Genomic DNA, 22,678 nt, shown 5'->3' on the forward strand with positions numbered 1-22,678 from the left:
CAAATACAAAAACACCCCGCCTGAGCGGGGTGTTAAAGTAATACTTAGACGTTGAAGGTGCGGTACACCCAGCCACGGATCGGACCGAGGAGAGCGAGGAGAACGGCCTGCACGGTGGCTGACACGGCGAGCGTCATGAGGAAACGCTGTAGCCACTCGGGGAGGCCACGGAACCACTTGTCGGTCTTCGTGTCGCCAAGTTCACTTGAAACGTTGCGGAGTTCCGATGACTCATTCTTGGATGCCGCAGTGTAGCCGAGATCGCTGTCAACCTCGCTGGATGACTGCTGCTGACTTTCCGGCAGGCTGGGATAGATCTTGGCCGCTGTTGCCGGTGTCGCACCGGCGATGATGCTGGCGCTGACGATACCGGCGATAATCTTCTTGGTGGCGGTTCCCATAGCTTTTCCTCCTTATTTCAACGTAATTCTATAGCATACGTTACCTTTTTGTTACATCGAAATCTGCGGGCTTCTCACCCCACTCGGGCGTGCCGTAGTAACGCGAGGTGTATACGCGCGTACCGTCGACCGTCGTAAAGCTCACGCTTGTCGACGCTCCGATGACGAGCATCGTCCGCATGTCCACCACCTGCGGATCTAGCTCCCCTAGGGTGGTCACCGTCACCTTTTCCTCCGGCGCGCCGACGGCGCGGGCGACGATCACGGGGGTGTCCGGCGTGCGGTACTCAAGCAGGATCTTCTTGAATTCTTCCACCTGCCATGTGCGCTTCTTGGAGGCGGGATTGTAGATGGCCATGGCCATGTCCGCACCGGCAACGGCGCGAACCCTTGTCACCACCTGGTCCCACGGCTTAAGCCGGTTGGAAAGGCTGATCAAGGCAAAATCATGGCCAAGAGGAGCACCGACCCGGGAAGCAACGGCCTGGGCCGCCGTCATCCCCGGCAGCACGCGGACCGAAACATCCTCGTAGCCGCGAGTGTGCTGGACCTCAAGGACGGCGGTCGCCATGGCGAACACGCCGGGGTCGCCGGAGGAGACGACAACAACGCGCTTGCCTTCACGGGCGAGCTGGAGGGCGTGCTCGGAGCGCTCCGCCTCAACCCTGTTGTCGCTTAAGTGTCGGACTTGTCCCTTTCGCTCTGGCACACGCTTGACGTAGGTGGTGTAGCCGACGATGTCTGTCGCCTCACGGAGTGCGCGGGAAACCTCTGGGGTTGTCCAGCGGGCAGCACCAGGCCCGAGCCCGACGACGGTGACGCTGCCGGGTGCGGGGGAGACGGGGGCATCGACAAGCTGGGTGGGAACGACGGCGACGGCGAAGTAGGGGATCTCCTCGGCGTTCGCCTCGGTGAGTGGAAGAACCTTCTGCCCGTCCATGCCGACGCGGACAGCAACGTAGGCCCGCTCTGCCAGTCCCTGTTCCGTGAGCACCTTCTTAACCTTGTCAAAGTTGCGGCCGAGCTTCATAAAGACAGCTGTGTCGCACGTAGCCAAGCTGGCGTGCAGAGCATCCTCGCTGAGAGTTGCCGGGATGATGGACAACACATCCTCATCTTCTGCGAGCGGGGTGCCCAGCACGTCGGCCGCAGCGGTGACGGAGGGTATACCGGGGATGATGCGCTGCGGGTAATCAGCAAGGAGCCTACTGAGATGCTGGTAGGAGGAGTACAGCATGGGATCGCCGACGGCGAGGACGGCGACGGTGCGCCCCGCATCGAGGTGAGCTGCCAACCGCTCAGATGCCTCCGAATAGAACTGGGCAAGTGCCGCCGTGTAGCCGTCGGGATGCGAGCCCGTTGTCACTGGGTACTCAAGGAGCTCATGGATCTGTCCCGCGGTGAAAAATTGGTCGGCGATGGCCCGCGCGTTAGACGAACCGCCCGGCTTGGCGTGGTAGCACACGACATCGGCAGACGAAATGGCATCTACTGCGGCGAGAGTGAGCAGCTGCGGGTCGCCGGGGCCGACGCCCACACCAATGAGGACAGGAGAAGAGGTGTTATTCACTTAAATGATTTCCTTGCTAGTGGCCAACGCGTTGAGCGCGGCGCACGTAATGGCTGAGCCGCCGCGACGCCCATGTACGGTGATGAATTCCACACCAAGGCCAGAGGCAACATCGGCGAGCGCACGCTTGGATTCGGCGGCACCCACGAAGCCGACGGGGATGCCGAGGATTGCGGCGGGGCGGGGGACACGCGGGTCCTCCAACTTATTCAGCAAATGGTAGAGCGCAGTGGGGGCATTTCCGATGGCGACAACAGCGCCATCGAGATCCCACAGCTCGACTGCGGCGGCGGAACGAGTGGTGCCAAGCTCGTGTGCAAGGTCCACTGTGCGCGGATCCTTGAGGAGGCACTCCACACGGTTATCGGCTGGCAGGCGTTTGCGGGTGACACCCGTGGCCACCATGGTGACATCGGTAAAAATTGGCTTGCCCGCTTCCAGCGCGGAGCGGGCAGCGCCGACAACGCCTGCGGAAAATTCGATGTCATCGGCAAGATCTGTCTGTCCTGCGGCATGAATCATGCGTACGGCAATAGTCTGCTGCTCGGGGGTGAAACGCTCAAGGTTCGATTCTGAGCGAATCATGCTGAAGGATCGGCGGTAGATCTCGTTACCGTCGGTGATGTAGGAAAATGCCATCTGTCTGCTTTCTTCACGTCTCTGCCTGGCTGTGTCGCCGGTTTATATCTTAAGCGCGCAAAAGCCGCCGGCCATTACCGACGGCTTATATGCGGGCAGTTACCAGCTGAGCTTAACTTTGTTGACCTCGTATTCACCGTCACCGGTGGCGAGGTACTCGGTGTGGTCCTCGAGCGGGTGCCCACAGCGGCGCTCGCAGCCCACGAAGTGGACGAGGCCCTCCGGGGCTGAGCCGGATTCCACCAGCTGAATGGCATCGCGGCGGGTATTGGACTTGCCCTTTTGGCACTCGGGTAGGCCGGTGCACGCGGTGACGCGAAGCCAGGGGGAGTCGGCATCGAAAATCATGCCGACGGGGGCCAGACGCTTGACGGCCTCCTCGGCCTCGGCCTCGGTGAAGCCGTGGATGACAATTCGGTGCCACGGGGTCACCGTCGACTTCTTTCCTGTGGCGGCGATCAGATCGGCAAGGTCGGCGGGTACGACACCAAAGCGGACGGCTCCCACAAGGGTGACACCGTTTTCGCCATCGATCCAGCCGATCGGGCGGTCGTGGCTCGGGGGAATGTTCGGCGGTGCCGTGAACGTGACTTCACCGTCAAGCACGCGGATGAGGTCGTTGCGCTTTTCGGGGCGTTCCTTTACACGCCAGGCATCGCTGCGGATCTCCTGCCACTTTTCAGCGATCGCCACGATGGAGGCTGCAACCTGGTCGTGGTTCATCTGGACACCGGTGAGGGTGCCGCCGAGGACGAGGTAGAACACGTCGTTGACGCGGATGGCACCGAAATCGACTTCGTGGGCGAAGATGGTGGCGGAGCCGTCGTCAAGCCCGAAGAGGGTGCGCCCGGACAGGCCCGTGACCTTCTCCGAGGCGAGGAGGGCGCGGTCGAGCTCGCGGACGAGATCGGCGATTTCCCCATCCATAGGGGAGGCGATGATGTTTCGAACCTTGTCGTGGGCGCGGGAGGGGAGGAAACCGGAGGAGATGACCTCCTGGGTGAAGGTATCCTCGTCGCTGATGCCGCGGATCTGGAGGTTGCCGCGGGTGGTCATGTGGATGTCGCCGTCGCCGAGGTCGCGCGCCATGGCGGCGAGAGCTTTCCACCCGGCAGGCGTAAGGTGTCCGCCTGCAACGCGCACTCGGCCGATGGCACCATCATTGGCATGGTGCATCTTTTGTGCGCCCGGGCAACCGTCTGAACGGTCGCGGTCGCCGAGGGAAAACGAATTTTCAAGGGTCGAAACAGGTTTCATAAGACTCATTCTAGATAAGGTGGAGACATGAACCACTCCTTGGACACAGCCGCCAAAGTCCTCGCCGGAGGGTCTTTAGACATCGGACGTCTGATACTGAGTCGCGCTTGGCGACGACTGCACGGCGAGCACCTGCAAAGACCGGAAGTTTCCAGGTCAGGCCCCTTTGAACTTAGGCCAACCTTTGTTGAAGCGGAATCTGTGTCAGGATTCACACCAGGTCAGGTTGTTCGTCACACCGAAACCGGATTCGCCGGATTGGGATCGCCGGAGGGCAATCCTTTTCGCGTCCCGGCGCGGGTCGAGCGGATGGAATTTGTCACCACAGACTCTCATGGCAATAGGCAAACCGCAACGGGTGGGCTCATCTGCCCGACGATGCCCTGGGATGGCCCTGGTGTTCGACCGACGATCGCCATCGCGCCGGCAACCCAGGGGGTTGCCCGCCACTGTGATCCGTCCCAGTCACTCTCCCTCGGGTTTACGTTTCTCCCAGGGCGCCCATTTGACTTCGTCGCCGCCTACGAGCAGCCCGCGTTCAACTACTTCACTGCCTGCGGGGCGAACGTTGTCTTCACGGACTACCCACGCAATCCCGACACAGGCATGCAGTATTACTGCGATCACATCGCATCTGGGCAGTCGCTCATCGATGCCGTCAGGGCCGCCCGTTACCTCGGTGTGGCTCCGGGCTCACCCGTCGGCCTCTGGGGATTCTCACAAGGCGGCGGGGCGGTGTGCTCCGCCCTGGAACGGCCAACGTATGCACCAGATGTGACGGTGGCCGGTGCCGTCGCCGGCGCTCCTCCCGCCAATTTGCACGAGGTGGTGGCCTACATCGACGGGGGAATGCTCGTGGGAGTCTTGTCTTACGCCATCGCCGGCCTCGCCGCACAGGGTGACGCGGAATTCGTTGAGCTAGCCTCCATGTTTAATGAGGTTGGTCTGCACGAAATCGGAATCAACCTAGCAACGTGTGCCGGTGGCATGCTTGCCATGTCGCGCTATCACTCCACTGCCTCCTGGACGGTATCAGGCAAGAGACTCATGGACCTCGTCGCGGACGGCGATGCCCCAGCTGTCCGGGCCAGCCTGGATAGGCAGACGCTCGGGCGCACCGGGATGGCTCCATCGGCACCCGTCCTTTTGTGGGGTTCCGCGCACGACGATGTCATTCCCGTACAACCAGTACGGCATTTGGCAGCGACGTGGAAGGCCCAATCCGACTCGGTCACCTACTGGGAATCCCAGCTCATCGACGTTCCGGGGCGGACCTCCATCAACCACAATCTGCCGTACTTCACCACGCTCGTTCGGCATGCCGACTGGTTGCTTTCTACAGTAGGCAAACCTAAGTAAACTCAATATCATGATTTGCTTGCTTTCCACCTCCGACACGGATCTCCTCTCCGCCACTGTCGCAAACGAGGAACCCGATGTTGACTTCGACGTAGCCAACCCGACTCGTCTTAGCCCGCAGCGACTCACCGATCTGTGCGAGCGGGCGGAGATCATCATCGTCCGACTGTTGGGAGGCAAGCGCGCGTGGGAGACTGGCCTGAAAACGGTTCTCTCCACTGGAAAGCCTGTGGTGTGTGTGTCCGGCGAGCTTGCCGTCGACGCCGAACTGACCGACATTTCCACCGTCAACTCCAACGTGGTGACGCAGGCTCACACCTACCTCGCCGAAGGCGCGCCCCAGAACCTCGCCAACCTGTACTACTTCCTGTCAGACACTATCCTCCTTACCGGCTACGGCTTCGAAGCCCCTGTTCACCTGCCCATGTGGGGCTACCTCGCTGGCTATGAGAAACCCGCAGTCGGCCGCCCCCGGATTGGTATCGTCTACTACCGCGCACAGGAGCTCGCCGGCAACACGGCCTACGTGCACGCGCTCGCTGAGACCATCACGGAAAATGGGGGAGTGCCGGTGCCCGTGTACTCGGCATCCCTCCGCCAACCCGATCCGGCTTTGCTTGAGGTGCTGGCAACATGCGACACCATCGTCACGACAGTGCTGGCGGCTGGTGGGGCCAAGCCGGCAGGTGTTGGTGCCGGAGGTGACGACGAGGCGTGGAACGTCGAGCAGCTCGCGCAGATGAATATCCCCATTATCCAGGGACTGGCGCTGACCACACCGCGCGACCAGTGGCAGGACTCCGACGAGGGGTTGTCTCCTGTCGATGTGGCAAGCCAGGTCGCCGTACCCGAATTCGATGGGCGCATCATCGCGGTTCCCTTCAGCTTCAAGGAGTACGGAGCCGACGGACTAATTTCCTACCACGCAGACCCCGAGCGTTGTACGCGTCTAGCTCGCATTGCCGTCAATACCGCCATGCTGCGGTTGAAGGAAAACAAGGACAAGAAAATCGCCGTTATGCTATCGGCGTACCCCACGAAGCACGCTCGCATCGGCAACGCGGTTGGCCTCGACACGCCGGCATCGACCCTGCGAGTCTTGCACGCCATGGAGGAGGCGGGCTATGACCTCGGTGATACCGCGAAGATCCCCGGTTATGCGGATCTCGACGGCGATGCGCTGATGCACGCTATCATTGCTGCCGGCGGGCACGATCCAGAATGGTTGACCCCGGAGGTCATGGAGAAGAACGAGCTGCGGGTGTCCGCCGACACATATCGGCGATACTTCGCTACCTTGCCACAGTCCATGCAGGACAAGATGGTGGAGGCCTGGAGCGAGGCGCCCGGTGAGCTCTACGTCCACCCGGAGACGAAGGACATCTACGTCGCCGGCCTCCGCTTTGGCAATGTTGTGGTCATGGTGCAGCCGCCTCGTGGCTTCGGGGATAACCCCGTCGGTATTTACCATGACCCTGATCTGCCCGCGACGCACCACTACTTGGCCACGTACCTGTGGCTGCGGGAGGAGTTCGGTGCCGATGCCATCGTTCACATGGGCAAGCACGGTAACCTCGAGTGGCTTCCGGGGAAGACGATCGGCATGTCTGCGGAATGCTTCCCTGACCAGGCGATTGCGGATCTGCCGATGATCTACCCGTTCCTTGTCAACGATCCCGGCGAGGGGACGCAGGCTAAGCGTCGCGCCCATGCCACGCTCATCGACCACATGATTCCTCCCATGGCCCGCGCGGAGACGTACGGCGACATCACCCGCTTGGAGCAGCTCCTCGACGAACACCAGAACCTCACTGCTCTTGACCCATCCAAACTGCCGGCTATCCGCCAGGAAATTTGGACGCTGCTCACCGCAGCGAAGATGGACAAGGATCTGGGCTGGGACAAGCGCCCCGACGAGGACGTTTTCGATGACATGCTCATGCACGTCGACGGCTGGCTGTGCGAGATCAAGGACGTCGCCATCCGCGGTGGGCTCCACATCCTCGGCGAAGCCCCCACAGGTCACACCCGCATTGAGCTCCTCGCCGCCATGCTGCGCTCCCGTCAGCTGTGGGGAGGAACGCAGACGTTGCCTGGCATCCGTCAAGCACTAGGACTTGATATTGAGGATGACGGTGAGGAGCGGACGGAGACTGACCGGACGCAACTGATCGTCGAAAAGCTTCTTACAGACCTCGATGAGCGCGACTTCGATGCCACGGCCGTAGCCGATGTCGTGGACGGTGTCGAGCTTCCGACAGGAAGCGACAAGGATGCGGTATGTGCACTGCTCCGCTTCACCTGCGAGGAGATGGTTCCCCGGCTGAACGAGACGGCGGGGGAGGTCGACCAGATTATCCGCGCCCTGGACAGCGAGTTCATCCCCGCAGGCCCCTCCGGATCTCCCATGCGCGGGCTTGTCAATGTCCTCCCCACGGGGCGCAACTTCTACTCCGTCGATCCGAAGGCGATCCCGTCACGGCTTGCCTGGGAGACAGGGCAGCTGCTCGCAGACTCGCTCATCGAGCGTTACCAATCCGACCACGACGGCGCGTACCCGCAATCCGTCGGCTTGTCTGTGTGGGGCACCTCCGCGATGCGTACCTCCGGCGACGATATCGCCGAGGTCTTCGCGCTTCTCGGTGTTCTTCCCGTGTGGGACGAGGGCTCCCGCCGCGTCACGAGCCTCGAGGTCATTCCGCTGGAGGAGCTCGGCAGGCCGCGCATCGATGTCACCGTCCGCATTTCCGGATTCTTCCGCGATGCGTTCCCCCACGTTCTTTCGCTAATCGACGATGCGGTGCAGCTCGTCGCAGGCCTCGACGAACCCGCCGAATCCAACTACATCCGCGCCAACGCTGCCGGATCGACCGGCCACGTCAAGCGCATCTTCGGCTCCAAACCAGGCACCTACGGTGCCGGCCTGCTCCAGCTCATGGACTCCGGCCAGTGGCACGGCGACGAAGACCTCGCAGCCGTCTACACCGAGTGGGGTGGCTACGCATACGGACGCGGCATCAACGGCGAAAAGGCCGTCGCCGATATGGAGGCCGCCTACAAACGCATCTCCGTCGCCGCCAAGAACATCGACACAGCCGAACACGATATTGCCGATTCAGACGACTACTTCCAATTCCACGGTGGGATGGTCGCCACCGTGCGCCACCTCACCGGTGCAGACCCCGACGCATTCATCGGCGACTCCACACGCACCGAGCGCGTGAAGACCCGCACGCTCCATGAGGAATCCCGTCGCGTGTTCCGCGCCCGCGTGGTCAACCCGCGGTGGATCGACGCGATGAAAAAGCACGGGTACAAGGGCGCTTTCGAGATGAGTGCCACCGTGGACTACCTGTTCGGCTACGATGCCACGACAGGCCTCATGGACGACTGGATGTACGAAAAGCTCACAGACAGCTACGTCCGCGAGAACCGGGACTTCTTCCAGGAATCCAACCCGTGGGCTCTCCGCGACATTTCCGAGCGGCTTCTTGAGGCCGCTGACCGTGGCCTCTGGGAAAACCCACGCCCCGAGGACATCGATACCCTGAAACAGACCTTCCTCGACATGGAAGCGGAAGCCGAGGGCGAGGACGAAGAGGACTAACCCCGCCCGATTCTGACAGGTCCGCGCGCCGTAGCGATATCAACAGGCTGGTCCTTCTGGGTTACCACCACGTCGCCACGAGCGGCCAGCTCACCCGCTACGGTGCGCACCGGTTCCATGAGGTCCCGCCACTGATCGCCGCCTAGCGCTCGGGCGACCTCCGACGGACAGATCGTCTTGTCCGGATCCCTGCGAGCGAACAATTCTGCGATGGTTTCCCGGATATCCGCGTCAGAAACAGCCATGGTGTAAGGATAACCACATCGTCCATCGCTATGATGGACAGCAATGAATCTCGCTATTTTATTTCTTGTCTACGTCCTCCTCGAAGGCCTGACCTTCTGGGGCATCGCGTCCCTGGTGGGAGCCGGGTGGGCTCTCGTCGGCCTCGGCATCCTCTTTATCCTGGGAATTATCCTATCGATGGTGGAAATGCGCTCGATCACCTCTCGCGCGCTTGCAGGCCAGGAAAATGCCGGTGCTGTCCTCGGCGACAACGGGCTGATCATGGTCGGCTCCACACTGCTCGCCCTGCCTGGCTACCTCTCGACGGTTGCCGGCCTGCTACTTATTTTCGGGCCAACGCGCTCTGTCGCCCGCCGGATGATCGCCCGGAAACTGCAAGAACGCATGGACAACATGGCCTACCAGGTGTTCACTCAGCCCGGTTTCTCGCCGTTCGGGGCTGCTGGTCAACGACAAAAAGACACCCGCTTCGGAAGCTTTGGCAGCGACCAAAACGTCGTTAATGACGATAGCGTTATCGATTCCGAGGACATCAAGAAATGGGAAGAGGAGAACGGCTGGCGCTAGCCTCTACCATGAAAACTGCACTTTACACAGTACTTCGGCTAGTCCTCGCGGCGTTCGGCGGCTGGCTCGCCTACCTCGGCTACGAGCCCCACGGCCAATGGGAGCTCGCCCTTGTCGGCGTGGCGCTATTCATCGCCGTCCTGAGTCCCTGGGGCCGGGAACAGGTAGGGAAGAGGTGGGGAGTGCTCCTCGGCTTCGCCCACTTTTTCACCTGCTATCTGTTTCTCCTGCCGTGGGTGGGGGAATTCGTCGGCGCTTTTCCGTTCGTGGCACTGTCCTTTTTTGAAGCCCTCTATGGTGCTCTCATCGGCGCAGGTGGCGTTATCCTCCTGCGCTCGCGCATCGGCAGCCTGTTCTTCCCACTCTTCTACGTCGCCGTCGAATTCTTCCGCAGCTCCTGGCCCTTCGGCGGTTTCGCCTGGGTGCGCCTCGCGTGGGGACAGGTCGACGGGCCGTTATCCCTCCTCGCGCCCCTCGGCGGACCGGCTTTGGTCACGGCAGCGGCAGTCACCGCAGCCCTCGGCCTCGTCCTCCTCTTTTCACGTCGCTACCTGGCGGGAGTCATCGCCCTCGTCACCGTCGCCACAGTCTCACTTGGCGCCTTTCCCCTAACAAACCCGGGGAACACGCGCACAGGGGCCGTCACCGTTGCCGCGATCCAAGGCAACGTCCCCCGGATGGGTCTCGACTTCAATGCACAGCAGCGGGCAGTCCTTGCCAACCATGTCGAGTCCACGAAAAAGCTCAGTCAGCCGGTGGATATGGTCATCTGGCCCGAGAATTCCTCAGATGTCAACCCGTTTGCGGACACACAGGCTCGGGAGCTCATCGAAGAAGCTGTTGATGCTGTCGGCGCACCGATCCTCGTTGGCACCATCACCCGTGATGAGATTGGGCCCCGCAACACGATGGTTGTCTTCGACCCGAAGCTTGGTACAGGGGAGTACCACCACAAGAAGTACCTCCAGCCGTTCGGTGAATGGATGCCTTTCCGGTCCTTTTTCCGGCTGTTTTCCTCCTATGTGGACCAGGCCGGTAACTTCAAGCCGGGTACGGGAAACGGGCTTGTACACATGGTCGCGGCACAGCTTGAGCATCCCGTCGCCGTCGGTGTAGCAACCTGCTACGAGGTCGCATTCGATGCCGCCTACCGCGATGCGGTCCGCGCCGGCGCTCAGATTCTTGCTACCCCTACTAATAACGCCACCTTTGGTTTTACCGACATGACGTACCAACAGCTGGCGATGAGCAGATTCCGCGCAATGGAATTGGACAGGGCAGTGGTTGTTGCCGCCACCAGTGGTGTCTCCGCCATTCTCGCCCCCGATGGCACGGTGATCAGCCAGACAGATATCTTTACCCAGGATCAGCTTGTGGCAACGCTGCCGTTGAAGGAGGGACTCACACCCGCCGCGCAGTGGGGACGCGCCCTCGAGTGGATCCTCACTTCGCTCGGATTGCTGGCGCTCATCGGGTGCGCGATCTTCTGCCGCCGACCAGTGACCTACGCCTTCTCACTGACCACTGTGCCTGCTCATTCTGCCCAACTGTAACAGGAGTACCCTAGTGGTTATGGCTGACAACACCACTTTGGTTATCATCCCCACGTTCAATGAGCGCGAGAACCTGCCTCTTATTTCCGACCGTCTGATGAAGGCTGTCCCCGAGGCAGATCTCCTCGTCGTCGACGACAACAGCCCTGATGGGACCGGCGACGTCGCAGACGAACTCGCCGCCGCGAACCCACGTATTCACGCTGTTCACCGCACAGCGAAGGAAGGCCTTCTGGCCGCCTACGTCGAGGGCTTCACTTGGGGGCTCGATCGCGGATACACGGTCATCTGCCAGATGGATGCCGATGGCTCCCATGCTCCAGAGGATCTACCGAAGCTCCTCCATGAGATTGAAAACGGTGCCGACCTGGTAATCGGCTCCCGGTACGTGCCGGGTGGCAAGGTGGTCAACTGGCCGAAGAAGCGGTATATCCTCTCCAAGGGCGGAAACTTGTACATCGGGCTCATGCTTGGTGGTGGCCTGACCGATATGACGGCCGGCTTCCGCGCCTTCAAGCGCGAAGTTTTAGAGGCGCTGAACTTTGACGAGCTTTCCAGCGCTGGATACATCTTCCAAACGGACATCGCCCGCCGTTGTTTGCGGATGGGCTTCGACGTACGGGAGGTCCCCATCACATTCACCGAGCGGGAGCTGGGGGAGTCCAAGCTTGACGGTTCGTTTGTTGGCGATTCCCTCAAGGTCGTTACCGCCTGGGGTCTCAAGCACCGCGGCAAGCAGGCTCTCAACGCGGCATCACAGCTGGCCGCCAAGGCCGCAGATGCGTTGAGCTCGGTGAGCTCACGCATCAAGGAGTAGCTGCCCGCGCTCTGGCGCAAAGATAGTGTACCATTGGTGACATGTCACCTAAATTGGTGCCCTCACTTTTCGTTGGCCACGGTTCGCCTATGAACGCGATTTAGCAAAAACGCCTTCACCCAGACGTGGAAAAAGCTGGGCGAAAAGGTAGGAAACCCAGAAGCAATCATCGCCGTGTCCGCCCACTGGTACACACACACGGCACCAACGTGACGGCGATGGAAGACCCCCGAACCATTCACGATTTCTGGGGCTTCCCGCCCGCGCTCAGCGAGGTTGAATATCCCGTCCCCGGTTCTCCGGAGGTCGCGGGAGGAAGTTGTGGAGGCCGCAAAACCCATCTGCGTGGAAAAGGATACGCGGTGGGGGATCGACCATAGCACGTGGAGCGTCCTGCGCCATATGTTCCCCCACGCAGATATTCCCGTCATCCAGGTTTCAGTCAACGCCGACGAACCCGTTGACTATCACATTGAGCTCGGAAAGAAGCTCTCCACCATCCCCGGCGCACTGCCCATCGGCTCCGGTAACATCGTCCACAACCTATCCGCCGTTGACTGGCACACCGAAGCAGGTTTCGATAGGGCAGACCGCTTCGACGAAAAGCGGCAGAGCTGATCACTGCTGAGCCGACGAGCTTCACTGAACTGTACGGGGACCCCGATTTCGCCCGCGCCGTTCCCACGCCGGATCATTTTCTCTCCCTGGCATACTTTGCGGGCGCGACTGAGGGGAAATCCGTGTCCACCTTCAACCGCGCCCGCACGATGGGATCCCTGTTGATGACGGGATACCTCTACGAACAGGATGCCAGAGCAACCTATGCGTTCTTCTTTGCTTCCTCTTCCTTCTGCTGCTTAAGCAGCTTGGCAGCGTGGCGACGACGCTTGCGGAGTGCGTCGACACGCTCGTCAAGAAGTACCTGGAGCTCTTCCATGGAACGGCGCTCACAGAGCATGTCCCAGTGCGTCCGTGGTGGCTTCGTCGGTTTGGATTCCATGCCCTCACCCTCAACGAGGGTGCCGATCTTCCCGTTCTTGCACAGCCATTCCTGCGGAATCTCCGCATCGTCGGCGAAGGGTACATCGAAGATCTCATTATCTTCCGTGCGGTATTTCACCATTTGACGAGGCGCGAGATCGTGATCGCGGTCAGTTTCGTAGCTGACGGCGCCCATGCGGCTGCCGCGCAGTACCCGATCTGCCATGTAGCTGCAACTTCCCTTCGTGAGTGTCCAATTTCTCTGCTCCACGCTCGATGAAGCAGTGACGTAACAAACTATTATAACCTACGACCGCAACCATGGCCTATGGTGTTAGACGTGGAACAGTCCAAAACAGCCAGAAAGCAGCCGTCGTGCGCGTGGTGTGGCAAGCCGATCGAGGCAGGTTCCTGCGGGCGTCGCCGCAAATACTGCAGCCAGGCTTGTCGACAGCGCGCGTACGAACAAAGAAACAATCTATCCAACACAAATATTCCCAACAATGCTGTCATGCTCACTCCAGATCAGGCAGATGAGCTAAAGGACAAGCTCTTTGAGGTTCGCTGCGCAGCCGAAGACATCCGTGAGGCTGTCCGAGACGGGGCCACGCAAACCGAGCTCGAGGGGCTTATCGACGATCTGGTTACCCTAACTCGAGTTACTGAAAAACTACGGTAAACTAATCGACATTATGCGTCGCAGGAAATTACCTCTCATCGTCCCCATTGCCATTGTCGCTATCATCGTTGTTGCCCTCGCCGGAGTAGCACCGATGGTGTACAAGGCTTTCACCTCCCATGGTGTGAAGACGGAGGGCATCGACAACACCGGCGTAACCAGCGCATCCACCGACCTCAACGGCACATGGAAGGTCGTTCCCGGCCCGGAAAGTAACCATTCTTCGGTGGGCTTCACCTTTTACGAGATGCTCCCCAACGAGAAGAAGTACACGTCCGGCTCGACGCGTTACGTTGAAGGGACCGTCAAGGTGGAAGACGACACGCTCGTCTCCGGCGACGTTACCGCTGACCTTGTGAAACTGCGCACAGATGTCCAGGATCGCGATGTCAGCATCCGCCGCAAGCTGTTCCACACAGACCAATTCCCAACGGCGAGCTTCACCACCAACGAGTCCGTGGATCTAAGCGGAATCCCCAGCGACGGTAGCGTGGGCCAGGTCACAATTCCAGGTGAGCTCACCGTCCACGGCGTAACCAACCACGTGGAGCCCGTTTTCGATGTCGTTCGCAGTGGCAAGCACGTGACCATCGCCTCGACGCTTCCGATCAACCGCCTCGATTACGATGTCAAGCCTCCGGAGTTTGTTGCGGCCTTGATCAACGAGGAAGGCGAGGCGAACATTCGCCTCACGTTTGAAAAGGAATAGACATGCTCGCCGAACGTATGCTTCCATTCATTTGGTTGCGACTTGTCGTCCTTATCGGCTTCACAATTTTCGTTGCAGTGAAATCCATGTGGGTAGTCACACTCATCGCCGTGGCGTTAACTGCGTGGACCGTCTTTCAGCTGACATACACGTACCGCAATTTGTCACAGTGACGAATTAGTGACGTGCAGAGCCCAGCGTAAAAACACCCCTGGAGGACCTGAGTGTTGAATAGCGTAGCCCAAAAGGGGGCTGCGCTTTTTCTTTCCCTGGCGCCGATCAGTTGTAGGGGTTAAGTACGATACGCCTCAAAGGAACCCGTAGAGATTTCCCAACCATGCAGACGTAAGAGCGAAACATCCTGCGGAGAACAATTGGCGGACAATTCGCCGGGTGTTGACGGGTCCTGAGATCGTCGAGCACGGATAGGACATCGAAAGCAGTACGAGGCCTCATCACCGGGCATGAACCATAGCATGACTCCTTGGAGGGAGCGGTCAACCGGACATGAAGCCCCACAAAACGCCAATGTACGGGTAACTGTCCGATAATGTACATTATGTCATTTAGGACTTCCCCGCCTAGGCGAGGAACTGGTCGTATCCCAGCTTCGCAGACATCACCACGACGAGGACCAAGATCAGAATGCGAAGCATCCCCGCCCCCTTCGCCATCACGAGTCGGGCGCCAATCTGTGCCCCAATGACGTTCGCAACTGCAAGCGCAAGGCCAAGTCCCCACAGAATCTCCCCGTGGAACGAAAACACGATGAGCGCCCCAAGGTTGGTAAATGTGTTCGCAATCTTCGCCCAAGCGGCGTTCTCGAGAAAATCCCCGCCGCGGATGCTCGTAAAGGCCATGATGAAAAACACTCCAGTTCCCGGACCGAACGTGCCATCGTAGATGCCAATAGCCAACACCGCCGCACATATGGCCACAACCCTGACGGTGGTGTGCGGATACCGCGTAGACGATTGCCCAAAAGACGGTTTGAACAGCACAAACGCCCCTACCAGGACGAGCGCAACTGCAATGATTGGCCGCATAATCGCCTTGTCGACGTTACTCGCCACCAACGCTCCAAGACCCGCACCGACCAAAGCCAACGGTGCATAGCGTAGCGATCGCCTCGCCGAATCTACCTTTGCCCCCAGAGTGAACGCCGCGCTTCCCGTCCCGACAATCGCAGCTACCTTATTTACGCCCAGTGCCTGCGCATTTGAAAACTGCGGGTTGCAGATGAGAATGAGAGGCAGAAGGATAAGTCCCCCACCGCCGATGAGGGCGTCGATAAGCCCTGCAACGAGCGATCCGACGAGCATAACAGCAAGCACAAGTGTAGCTCTTTCTAAAAAGAAAACGGTCGTGGGAGGATTCCCACGACCGACAATTTTACTTCCCGGGCTCTTAGGACAGCGCTGCTAGGGCCTTATCGTAATCCGGCTCCTCGCCGATCTCCGGAACGAGCTGGGTGTACGTAACCTCCCCCTGGGGGTCGATGACGACGACAGCGCGAGCCAAAAGACCTGTCAGAGGTCCGCTTACCTGCTCGATACCGAACGCCTCACCGAAACCGTGGCGGAAATCGGATGCCGTCTCCACATTCTCCAGCCCCTCCGCGGCGCAAAAACGGTCGAGGGCGAAGGGAAGATCGCGGGATACACACAGAACAACGGTGTTATCCAGTGAGGATGCCTTCTCGTTGAAGGTACGCACCGACTGTGCGCAAACGCCGGTGTCTACGGACGGGAAGATGTTGATGACCAGGTTCTTCCCGGAGAAATCGGAAAGAGTGCGGTCCGATAGATCGCCAGCCACAACAGTAAAGTCCGGAGCCTTGTCCCCGACGGCGGGGAGACTGCCGGAGGTCGTTACTGCATTTCCTTGAAAAGTTACTTCAGCCATGCACCCCAATGTAGAGGAAACTGTTTGCCAGCGCTACATCCTAGTGGCTCGCAATTATATGTCGGGCACCGATCATCCCGCTCTCCCCTAACGCCTCGACGCTTGCAAGTGTGAAGCGGAACAAGTTGCGATAACAGGAGTCAAATCCCAACGCTGCGGCCTCAGATTCGGCGTTGTCAAAGTTAGTAAAGAAGATACCGAAGCTTGGTGCGACGTGCGTATCAAAGACCGTGGTCGACAGCTTCGGCAAGCCACTTGCACGGCTAACGATTCTGCTCATCTTTGCCGCATCTGGAAGTCTAAAGGTTGGTGCGAGGTAGCGCCGTGTCACCTGAAGTACGTGGTCAATAATCGCGTGATCGCCAGTGCGCACGAGGGCGGAAACAGCGACTGAGCCGACCGGAGACAGGTTTTCGCTTCCCCACCGCACAAACGCCGAGAACGCAGATTCAGATAGCACATTGGCGTAGTCTCCCGTAGTCACTACCGTGAATCGACGGGGCCGCGTGCGTTCAGTTGGGACTGGAAAGGGTATGCGCCCGACGGATACGCCGGGGATGCGAGCAGCTCGCACTTTTTCCACGTTGAGGGGGTCAGCACTCAGGTACTCTGCCCTAGCCCCCATGGAAGATGCAACCGCACTCAACGCTGCACCGTTATATCCAAGTTCGCTGACGAAATCGCCACTGCGGATATCTACGTCTGCACACAAAACGGCAAGCGCCCGCTGTTGGGCTTCGTCGAGGTCTCGCGGCAGGACCCGTCCCGGCGCCGAATAGGTTCGTGTGGTCAGAGCTGGATTGGGTGTGGTTACAGTCGGGATGCCCGCGTTAAAGATGCCAGGTTGCAGGCTGACCAAACTCCCGGACGCGAGGCGGCGAAGGTCCGTTGGGATCCCCATAGCCTCCTCGTTCGAGGGAACGACCCGAACTTTTTTCTTCGGCACATAGGCAACACTCATGAGACGGCGAAGAACCGTCGGCAGATCACCGGCAGTCCACTCTCCTGCCATGTACGATTCACCGATCCCGAGCCACCCGGACTCAGCAAGACGATAGAACAATGCATCCGACGAGACGGTTATATCTGCACCGGTTCCTAGACTGATACCAGCCTCGCGGCATATGTCCGCGAAGTGCGCTTCTGCTTTCCGCACGCGGGTACGCCCGAAAAGCCCACCCGTCGGAACAGTAGCGACGGCCGGCCAAAGATCGGGATCTACATGCGAAAGGTGCTCTGGAGTGCTCATCACTTTCCATTTTCCCAAAGTTGAACGCGGTTGGTCTTCCGACACACCTATGCCGCGAAGAGGTGGGGCCAGCGGTCCACCCGAAAGCAGAAACACGAGTGTGGTTTTTGTCGGCACACATGTTCCCTTCCAAACATCAGACCCCTGCGGACCGTGGAGGCACAACTGTGCCTTGCCGACGCACCAGCGTCCCCCGATCCGTCACGTACATCCATCCTAGTTTTTTCACACCCTATATAGAGGGCCAAAGAGACCCGCGATAGGACGTGGAGAACATGCAGCACAACGCCGACATATCCCGCCACCATTACCATTCACACTACGTTCCTCACCCGTAGAAACTGCGCCAACATACCTTAGATGAGCTGTACCAATGGGCGAATTCGCTTGAGAACGCGCCTTGAGGTTGTCCGATGTCCTATCCAGTGAATCGCTCGCACAATCACCGAACGTCAATAACGTGCACCATTCGGGGGTAGTAGTTTCGTACCGTTTCTACAATAAAGTGTGTTACATTACCGTCGGTTGTCTGATGTCAGTTCGATTAACCTCGCACTTTATAAACGGCCGGGGTTAGAAAAGCTTTTAGTGCGGTCAAAAATGTTTGCCGGCACCCCACTTATAGTATGTTGTAGGTCACATTACACAGGTAGATTTCTCACATCTCTCTTCCCTTTCTCGGGCCCGTCGCCCGCAACCGGGCAGGTCACGGCGGTGACGAAAGTTTGGTGGCGAAACCTTCGCGGGCGACGTGCAAATAGGATGATCTTTTTGTGTGTACAGTGACTCAACGAAAGGCCGATAGTCGCGAACGCCCGGACAGGGCGATCTCCACGGCACGTACGTATGTACCTGGATTGAAGCAGCGGCTTCCGGCTCGCAAGCTAAGTTTTAACGGACCTAACCCGAAAGGCGGGAACTGTGACTGCACAAGTAGACAACCAGAAGGTCGCTGCAGAATGGAAGGGCTTTGAGCCCGGCAACTGGCAGGATGAAATCGACGTCCGCGACTTCATCCAGAAGAACTACACTCCGTACGAGGGTGATGCTTCGTTCCTCTCCGGCCCGACCGACAAGACCAAGCGTGTCTGGGATCACCTTGAGGAGAACTACCTCTCCGTCGAGCGTAAGAAGCGCATCTACGATGTTGATACCGAAACCCCTGCTGACATCGATGCCTTCCCTGCTGGCTACATTTCTGACGACGACAACGTCATCGTCGGTCTGCAGACCGATGTCCCGCTGAAGCGTGCCATGATGCCGAACGGTGGCTGGCGCATGGTGAAGCAGGCCATCAAGGAGGCCGGCAAGGAAGTTAACCCGGATGTTGAGGAGATCTTCACCCGCTACCGCAAGACCCACAACGACGCGGTGTTCGACATCTACACCCCGCGCATCCGCGCCGCTCGTTCTTCCCACATCATCACCGGCTTGCCGGATGCCTACGGCCGTGGCCGCATCATCGGCGACTACCGTCGAGTTGCACTCTACGGTGTTGACCGTCTCATCGAGGAGAAGACTGCGGAAAAGGACAAGGTTGCAGGCGACAACTTCTCCGAACACTGGGCTCGCTACCGCGAGGAGCACTCCGAGCAGATCAAGGCGCTGAAGAAGCTGAAGCACATGGCTGAAATGTACGGGTTCGACATTTCCGGCCCGGCTAAGACCGCCCAGGAAGCTGTTCAGTGGACGTACTTCGGCTACCTTGCTTCCGTCAAGAGCCAGGACGGCGCCGCTATGTCCTTCGGTCGCCTCTCCGCATTCTTCGACTGCTACTTCGAGCGCGACCTCGCTGCTGGCACCATTACTGAGGACGATGCCCAGGAGATCATCGACGCACTCGTCATCAAGCTGCGCATCGTTCGCTTCCTCCGCACCGAGGATTACGATCAGATCTTCTCTGGCGATCCTTACTGGGCAACCTGGTCCGATGCTGGCTTTTCCAACGACGGGCGCCCGCTGGTCACCAAGACTTCCTTCCGCCTGCTGCAGACACTGCGTAACCTTGGTCCCGCCCCGGAGCCGAACATCACCATTTTCTGGGATCCGGAACTTCCGGCTGGTTACAAGGAATTCTGCGCCGCTATTTCGATCGAGACCTCCTCTATCCAGTACGAGTCCGACAAGCAGATTCGTAAGCAGTGGGGCGACGATGCGGCAATCGCGTGCTGTGTGTCCCCGATGCGCGTGGGTAAGCAGATGCAGTTCTTCGGTGCCCGCGTGAACTCCGCTAAGGCTCTCCTCTACGCCATGAACGGCGGTCGCGACGAGGTCAGCGGCAAGCAGATCACCGACGAGCGCGAGGGCGTTCAGGGCGATGGCCCGCTCGACTTCGACGAGGTATGGGAGAAGTACGAGGAGATGCTGGACTGGGTTGTCGGCACCTACGTCGAGGCTCTGAACATCATCCACTACTGCCACGACCGTTACGCCTACGAGGCCGTCGAGATGGCACTCCACGATGCCGAGATTGTCCGCACCATGGGCTGTGGCATCGCCGGACTGTCCATCGTTGCTGACTCGCTCTCCGCCATCAAGTACGCCAAGGTTTACCCGGTGCGCGACGAGACGGGCCTCATCGTCGATTACAAGACCGAGGGTGACTTCCCCTGCTACGGCAACGACGATGACCGCGCCGATGATATTGCGGCTACGGTGGTTCACACCATCATGTCGAAGATCAAGGAAATCCCGATGTACCGGGACGCTATCCCGACGCAGTCCGTGCTGACCATCACCTCCAACGTGGTGTACGGCAAGGCCACCGGTGCCTTCCCGTCCGGCCACAAGGCAGGCACCCCGTTCGCACCGGGTGCGAACCCCGAAAACGGCGCAGACAGCCACGGCATGGTTGCATCCATGCTTTCCGTGGGCAAGCTGGACTACAACGATGCGCTGGACGGCATTTCGCTGACCAACACCATCACCCCGTCGGGCCTTGGTCGCAACAAGGATGAGCAGGTCAACAACCTCGTTGGCATCCTGGACGCCGGCTTCATCATCGACGGCGATAACTGCCCCGCCTAATCGACACCGTAGGCTTCAAACAATCTTCCTGGGCCCCTCCCCTGTGGAGGAACCGGCCCGGGGCCCCGTAAATACAGAAAGAGAGATAACAATATGTCTGCTCAGACTTTCGAGTCCCGCATGGAATCCATGAAGGCTAACCGCGAGAAGAACAACTCCGAGTCTGGCCTCTACCACGCCAACATCAACGTGCTGGATCAGTCCACGCTCGAAGACGCAATGGAGCACCCGGAGAAGTACCCGAACCTCACCGTTCGCGTTTCCGGTTACGCCGTTAACTTTGTCAAGCTGACCCGCGAGCAGCAGCTGGACGTCCTCTCCCGTACGTTCCACCACAACGCTTAAGGGATAGTTTTCCCAACTCGCCCGCTGCGTACTCCCGTGGCGGGCGCTTTCATATGCCCGTGGATCCTATCTCACCACGGCTTTACATTTGGTAATATCTAATTAACAGTGGACGTTGTGCGATAACCGCCTCCTACAGGTGCTCATCATGGATGCGGTCGAAATGAGATGAACAACGACTAATCACGAGGAGGAACACTATGGCAGATGGATTAAACTCAACGGTTACTATCGCTCCCTCCGACGGTGAACGCATACGTGGCATGGCCGGCGGCATCGGCGGACATTCCGATCTTGCAGAAGCCGAGCGCTCCGAACTTTTCGCGGCGAGGAGAACGGGGTCCGTGGGGCTCGTTCATTCGTGGGAACTTGTGACGGCCGTCGACGGACCCGGTACCCGCATGACGCTTTTCCTCTCCGGGTGCCCGCTGCGTTGCGTGTACTGTCACAATCCCGACACAATGGATATGAAGGAGGGCACGCTGGAGGATGTCGAGGCGATCATCAAGAAGATTAAACGGTATCGCCCCGTGTTTAACGCCTCTGGTGGCGGCCTGACGATCTCCGGTGGTGAGCCGCTTTTCCAGATCGCGTTTACGCGACGGATTCTGGAGGCAGTTCACGCGGCGGGCATCCACACGGCGATCGACACGTCTGGTTTCCTCGGCGCCAGGCTCACCGATAATGACATCGCCAACATCGATCTCTTCCTCCTCGATGTGAAGTCTGGCTTTCCGGACACATACAAGAGGGTAACGAGCCGCGACCTTCAGCCAACGTTGGACTTTGGTGAGCGTCTCACCAAACTTGGCAAGAAGATCTGGATTCGCTTCGTCCTGGTGCCTGGTTGGACGGACGCTCCGGAAAACATTGAGCGCGTCGCTCAAATCGTTTCCCGCTGGAAGTCATCCGTCGAGCGTGTGGAGGTTCTCCCCTTCCACAACATGGGTGCCGATAAGTGGAAGAACCTCGATATGGAGTACAAGCTCGAGGGCGTGAAGCCGCCGTCAGCAAAGGCGGTGGAGGCAGCACGGGCCGTATTCCGTTCCTACGGCCTCACTACTTTCTAAAAAATATGGACTGGGTAGGTGCCCAGTCCATTTTTTTAAAACTTCTTCAACAGGCCGAGGTCTAGCGACGGCTTCGCTTGCTTCTCAGCGTGCTCGAGGATGGCGACCACAAAGGAGGAACGTCCTCGCGTGAACGGACGGAGATCCCAGCTTTCCAGCAGCAAGGAGCTGCGCAGACCCGCCGCCTCCCAATCAGCTTCGAACTGATCGAAGCTGTAACCTCGATCCAATCCAAACCCGAGTACCAGGCGACCAGATTGCTTGAGAAGACCCGCTAGCTTTTCTAACACCGCACCCTGGGAGCCCGGAGCCAAGAAGGTAAAGACATTTCCCGTGCTAATGACAGCGTCAAAGGGGCCGGCCGGGAGCTCATCGGCAACGAGGTCGGCGACGTCCCAGGTGGCTTCCGGATGACGAGAGCGGGCAACGTCGATGAGATAGGGATCGATGTCCACCCCCGTCACCGCGTGCCCACAACCAACGAGGTATCCACCGATCCGACCTTGACCACAGCCTACGTCTAGGATTCGAGACTTCCGATCCACGAGAGCGTCGACAAGCCGAGCCTCCCCGTAGATGTCTTTTCCCTCCGCTTCGATACGGTCCCAGCGCTGGGCATAGGCGACTGAATGCTGCGGGTTGTTATCCGTAATCTGTTTCCATGTCGGCATAAAAACAACTGTAGTCTAACCAATCG

Annotated in this window: 23 protein-coding genes; 12 read left to right on the plus strand and 11 right to left on the minus strand. The window is 59.3% G+C overall.

The genetic code is table 11. The features are described 5' to 3' along the window. Positions 1–44: 44 nt before the first annotated feature. From HMPREF3044_RS03175 to HMPREF3044_RS03190, 4 genes are all read right to left on the minus strand, one after another. Entirely contained in the window at positions 45–401 is a 357-nt protein-coding gene (locus tag HMPREF3044_RS03175) for a hypothetical protein (protein ID WP_005390114.1), read from the minus strand. Between the two features lie 40 nt (positions 402–441). Then, entirely contained in the window at positions 442–1,971 is a 1,530-nt protein-coding gene (gene cobJ / locus HMPREF3044_RS03180; protein ID WP_005393915.1) for a precorrin-3B C(17)-methyltransferase, read from the minus strand. Continuing rightward, on the minus strand, positions 1,972–2,610 hold the full coding sequence (locus tag HMPREF3044_RS03185) for a precorrin-8X methylmutase (RefSeq protein ID WP_005393914.1): 639 nt from the start codon (positions 2,608–2,610) through the stop codon (positions 1,972–1,974). It lies immediately after the preceding gene. Positions 2,611–2,709: 99 nt separating this feature from the next. Next, positions 2,710–3,876: a precorrin-3B synthase gene (locus tag HMPREF3044_RS03190; protein ID WP_005390117.1), complete on the minus strand. Its 1,167-nt coding sequence runs from the start codon at positions 3,874–3,876 to the stop codon at positions 2,710–2,712. Positions 3,877–4,068: 192 nt separating this feature from the next. Between HMPREF3044_RS03190 and HMPREF3044_RS03195 the strand changes: the two genes are divergently transcribed. Then, the gene (locus HMPREF3044_RS03195; RefSeq protein ID WP_005393913.1) at positions 4,069–5,226 is read left to right on the plus strand and encodes an alpha/beta hydrolase; all 1,158 of its coding nucleotides are present in this window, start codon (positions 4,069–4,071) and stop codon (positions 5,224–5,226) included. Positions 5,227–5,236: 10 nt separating this feature from the next. After that, a complete protein-coding gene (gene cobN, locus HMPREF3044_RS03200; protein WP_005393912.1) occupies positions 5,237–8,833 on the plus strand; it encodes a cobaltochelatase subunit CobN in 3,597 nt (1,198 codons plus the stop codon). On the opposite strand, the gene HMPREF3044_RS03205 is transcribed toward cobN, so the two are convergent. Then, positions 8,830–9,078: a DUF3253 domain-containing protein gene (locus tag HMPREF3044_RS03205; RefSeq protein WP_070739285.1), complete on the minus strand. Its 249-nt coding sequence runs from the start codon at positions 9,076–9,078 to the stop codon at positions 8,830–8,832. The genes cobN and HMPREF3044_RS03205 overlap by 4 nt on opposite strands. Positions 9,079–9,121: 43 nt before the next feature. Between HMPREF3044_RS03205 and HMPREF3044_RS03210 the strand changes: the two genes are divergently transcribed. The 4 genes from HMPREF3044_RS03210 (at position 9,122) to HMPREF3044_RS03225 (ending at position 12,634) form a co-directional block, all read left to right on the plus strand. Next, the gene (locus HMPREF3044_RS03210) at positions 9,122–9,646 is read left to right on the plus strand and encodes an FxsA family protein (RefSeq protein ID WP_005390122.1); all 525 of its coding nucleotides are present in this window, start codon (positions 9,122–9,124) and stop codon (positions 9,644–9,646) included. Positions 9,647–9,654: 8 nt separating this feature from the next. Further along, positions 9,655–11,199, plus strand: coding sequence for an apolipoprotein N-acyltransferase (gene lnt / locus HMPREF3044_RS03215; RefSeq protein WP_070739288.1), 1,545 nt, complete (start codon positions 9,655–9,657; stop codon positions 11,197–11,199). 19 nt (positions 11,200–11,218) lie between these two features. Further along, positions 11,219–12,016, plus strand: coding sequence for a polyprenol monophosphomannose synthase (locus HMPREF3044_RS03220; RefSeq protein ID WP_005390124.1), 798 nt, complete (start codon positions 11,219–11,221; stop codon positions 12,014–12,016). 321 nt (positions 12,017–12,337) lie between these two features. Beyond that, the gene (locus HMPREF3044_RS03225) at positions 12,338–12,634 is read left to right on the plus strand and encodes a class III extradiol ring-cleavage dioxygenase family protein (RefSeq protein WP_141759630.1); all 297 of its coding nucleotides are present in this window, start codon (positions 12,338–12,340) and stop codon (positions 12,632–12,634) included. 202 nt (positions 12,635–12,836) lie between these two features. Here HMPREF3044_RS03225 and HMPREF3044_RS03230 read toward each other — a convergent pair whose 3' ends face one another. After that, a complete protein-coding gene (locus HMPREF3044_RS03230; RefSeq protein ID WP_005390133.1) occupies positions 12,837–13,223 on the minus strand; it encodes an RNA polymerase-binding protein RbpA in 387 nt (128 codons plus the stop codon). Positions 13,224–13,337: 114 nt separating this feature from the next. Here HMPREF3044_RS03230 and HMPREF3044_RS12535 point away from each other — a divergent pair, with 114 nt between their 5' ends. From HMPREF3044_RS12535 to HMPREF3044_RS13045, 3 genes are read left to right on the plus strand one after another with little or no spacing between them, the layout of a single operon-like run. After that, positions 13,338–13,676, plus strand: coding sequence for a hypothetical protein (locus HMPREF3044_RS12535; protein WP_311197335.1), 339 nt, complete (start codon positions 13,338–13,340; stop codon positions 13,674–13,676). 13 nt (positions 13,677–13,689) lie between these two features. Continuing rightward, positions 13,690–14,385: a YceI family protein gene (locus HMPREF3044_RS03235; protein WP_005390138.1), complete on the plus strand. Its 696-nt coding sequence runs from the start codon at positions 13,690–13,692 to the stop codon at positions 14,383–14,385. Positions 14,386–14,387: 2 nt separating this feature from the next. Then, positions 14,388–14,558, plus strand: a complete 171-nt coding sequence (locus HMPREF3044_RS13045; RefSeq protein ID WP_005390139.1) for a hypothetical protein — start codon at positions 14,388–14,390, stop codon at positions 14,556–14,558. Positions 14,559–14,966: 408 nt separating this feature from the next. Here HMPREF3044_RS13045 and HMPREF3044_RS03240 read toward each other — a convergent pair whose 3' ends face one another. From HMPREF3044_RS03240 to HMPREF3044_RS13605, 4 genes are all read right to left on the minus strand, one after another. After that, positions 14,967–15,707 (minus strand): TSUP family transporter, encoded by a 741-nt coding sequence (locus tag HMPREF3044_RS03240; RefSeq protein WP_005393898.1) that lies wholly within the window; start codon positions 15,705–15,707, stop codon positions 14,967–14,969. An 85-nt stretch (positions 15,708–15,792) separates the two neighbouring features. Beyond that, complete coding sequence (gene tpx, locus HMPREF3044_RS03245; RefSeq protein WP_005390141.1) at positions 15,793–16,290, minus strand: thiol peroxidase; 498 nt, start codon at positions 16,288–16,290, stop codon at positions 15,793–15,795. Positions 16,291–16,330: 40 nt separating this feature from the next. After that, entirely contained in the window at positions 16,331–17,539 is a 1,209-nt protein-coding gene (locus HMPREF3044_RS03250; RefSeq protein WP_070739291.1) for a cyclopropane-fatty-acyl-phospholipid synthase, read from the minus strand. Beyond that, entirely contained in the window at positions 17,539–17,586 is a 48-nt protein-coding gene (locus tag HMPREF3044_RS13605) for a tetracycline resistance efflux system leader peptide (protein WP_141759632.1), read from the minus strand. Before HMPREF3044_RS13605 ends, HMPREF3044_RS03250 begins: the two co-directional genes overlap by 1 nt. Positions 17,587–18,460: 874 nt before the next feature. On the opposite strand from HMPREF3044_RS13605, the gene pflB reads away from it, so the two are divergent. The 3 genes from pflB to pflA all read left to right on the plus strand — a co-directional run bounded on the left by pflB (position 18,461) and on the right by pflA (position 21,981). Further along, positions 18,461–20,566, plus strand: coding sequence for a formate C-acetyltransferase (gene pflB / locus HMPREF3044_RS03255; RefSeq protein ID WP_005390144.1), 2,106 nt, complete (start codon positions 18,461–18,463; stop codon positions 20,564–20,566). 93 nt (positions 20,567–20,659) lie between these two features. Next, positions 20,660–20,911: an autonomous glycyl radical cofactor GrcA2 gene (gene grcA2 / locus HMPREF3044_RS03260; RefSeq protein WP_005390145.1), complete on the plus strand. Its 252-nt coding sequence runs from the start codon at positions 20,660–20,662 to the stop codon at positions 20,909–20,911. Between the two features lie 200 nt (positions 20,912–21,111). Beyond that, a complete protein-coding gene (gene pflA / locus HMPREF3044_RS03265; RefSeq protein WP_005393891.1) occupies positions 21,112–21,981 on the plus strand; it encodes a pyruvate formate-lyase-activating protein in 870 nt (289 codons plus the stop codon). Positions 21,982–22,016: 35 nt separating this feature from the next. Here pflA and HMPREF3044_RS03270 read toward each other — a convergent pair whose 3' ends face one another. Next, on the minus strand, positions 22,017–22,652 hold the full coding sequence (locus HMPREF3044_RS03270; RefSeq protein WP_070739294.1) for a class I SAM-dependent DNA methyltransferase: 636 nt from the start codon (positions 22,650–22,652) through the stop codon (positions 22,017–22,019). Positions 22,653–22,678 lie beyond the last annotated feature (26 nt).

This window comes from Corynebacterium sp. HMSC073D01, assembly GCF_001815555.1.
GTDB classification, from domain to species: domain Bacteria; phylum Actinomycetota; class Actinomycetes; order Mycobacteriales; family Mycobacteriaceae; genus Corynebacterium; species Corynebacterium glucuronolyticum.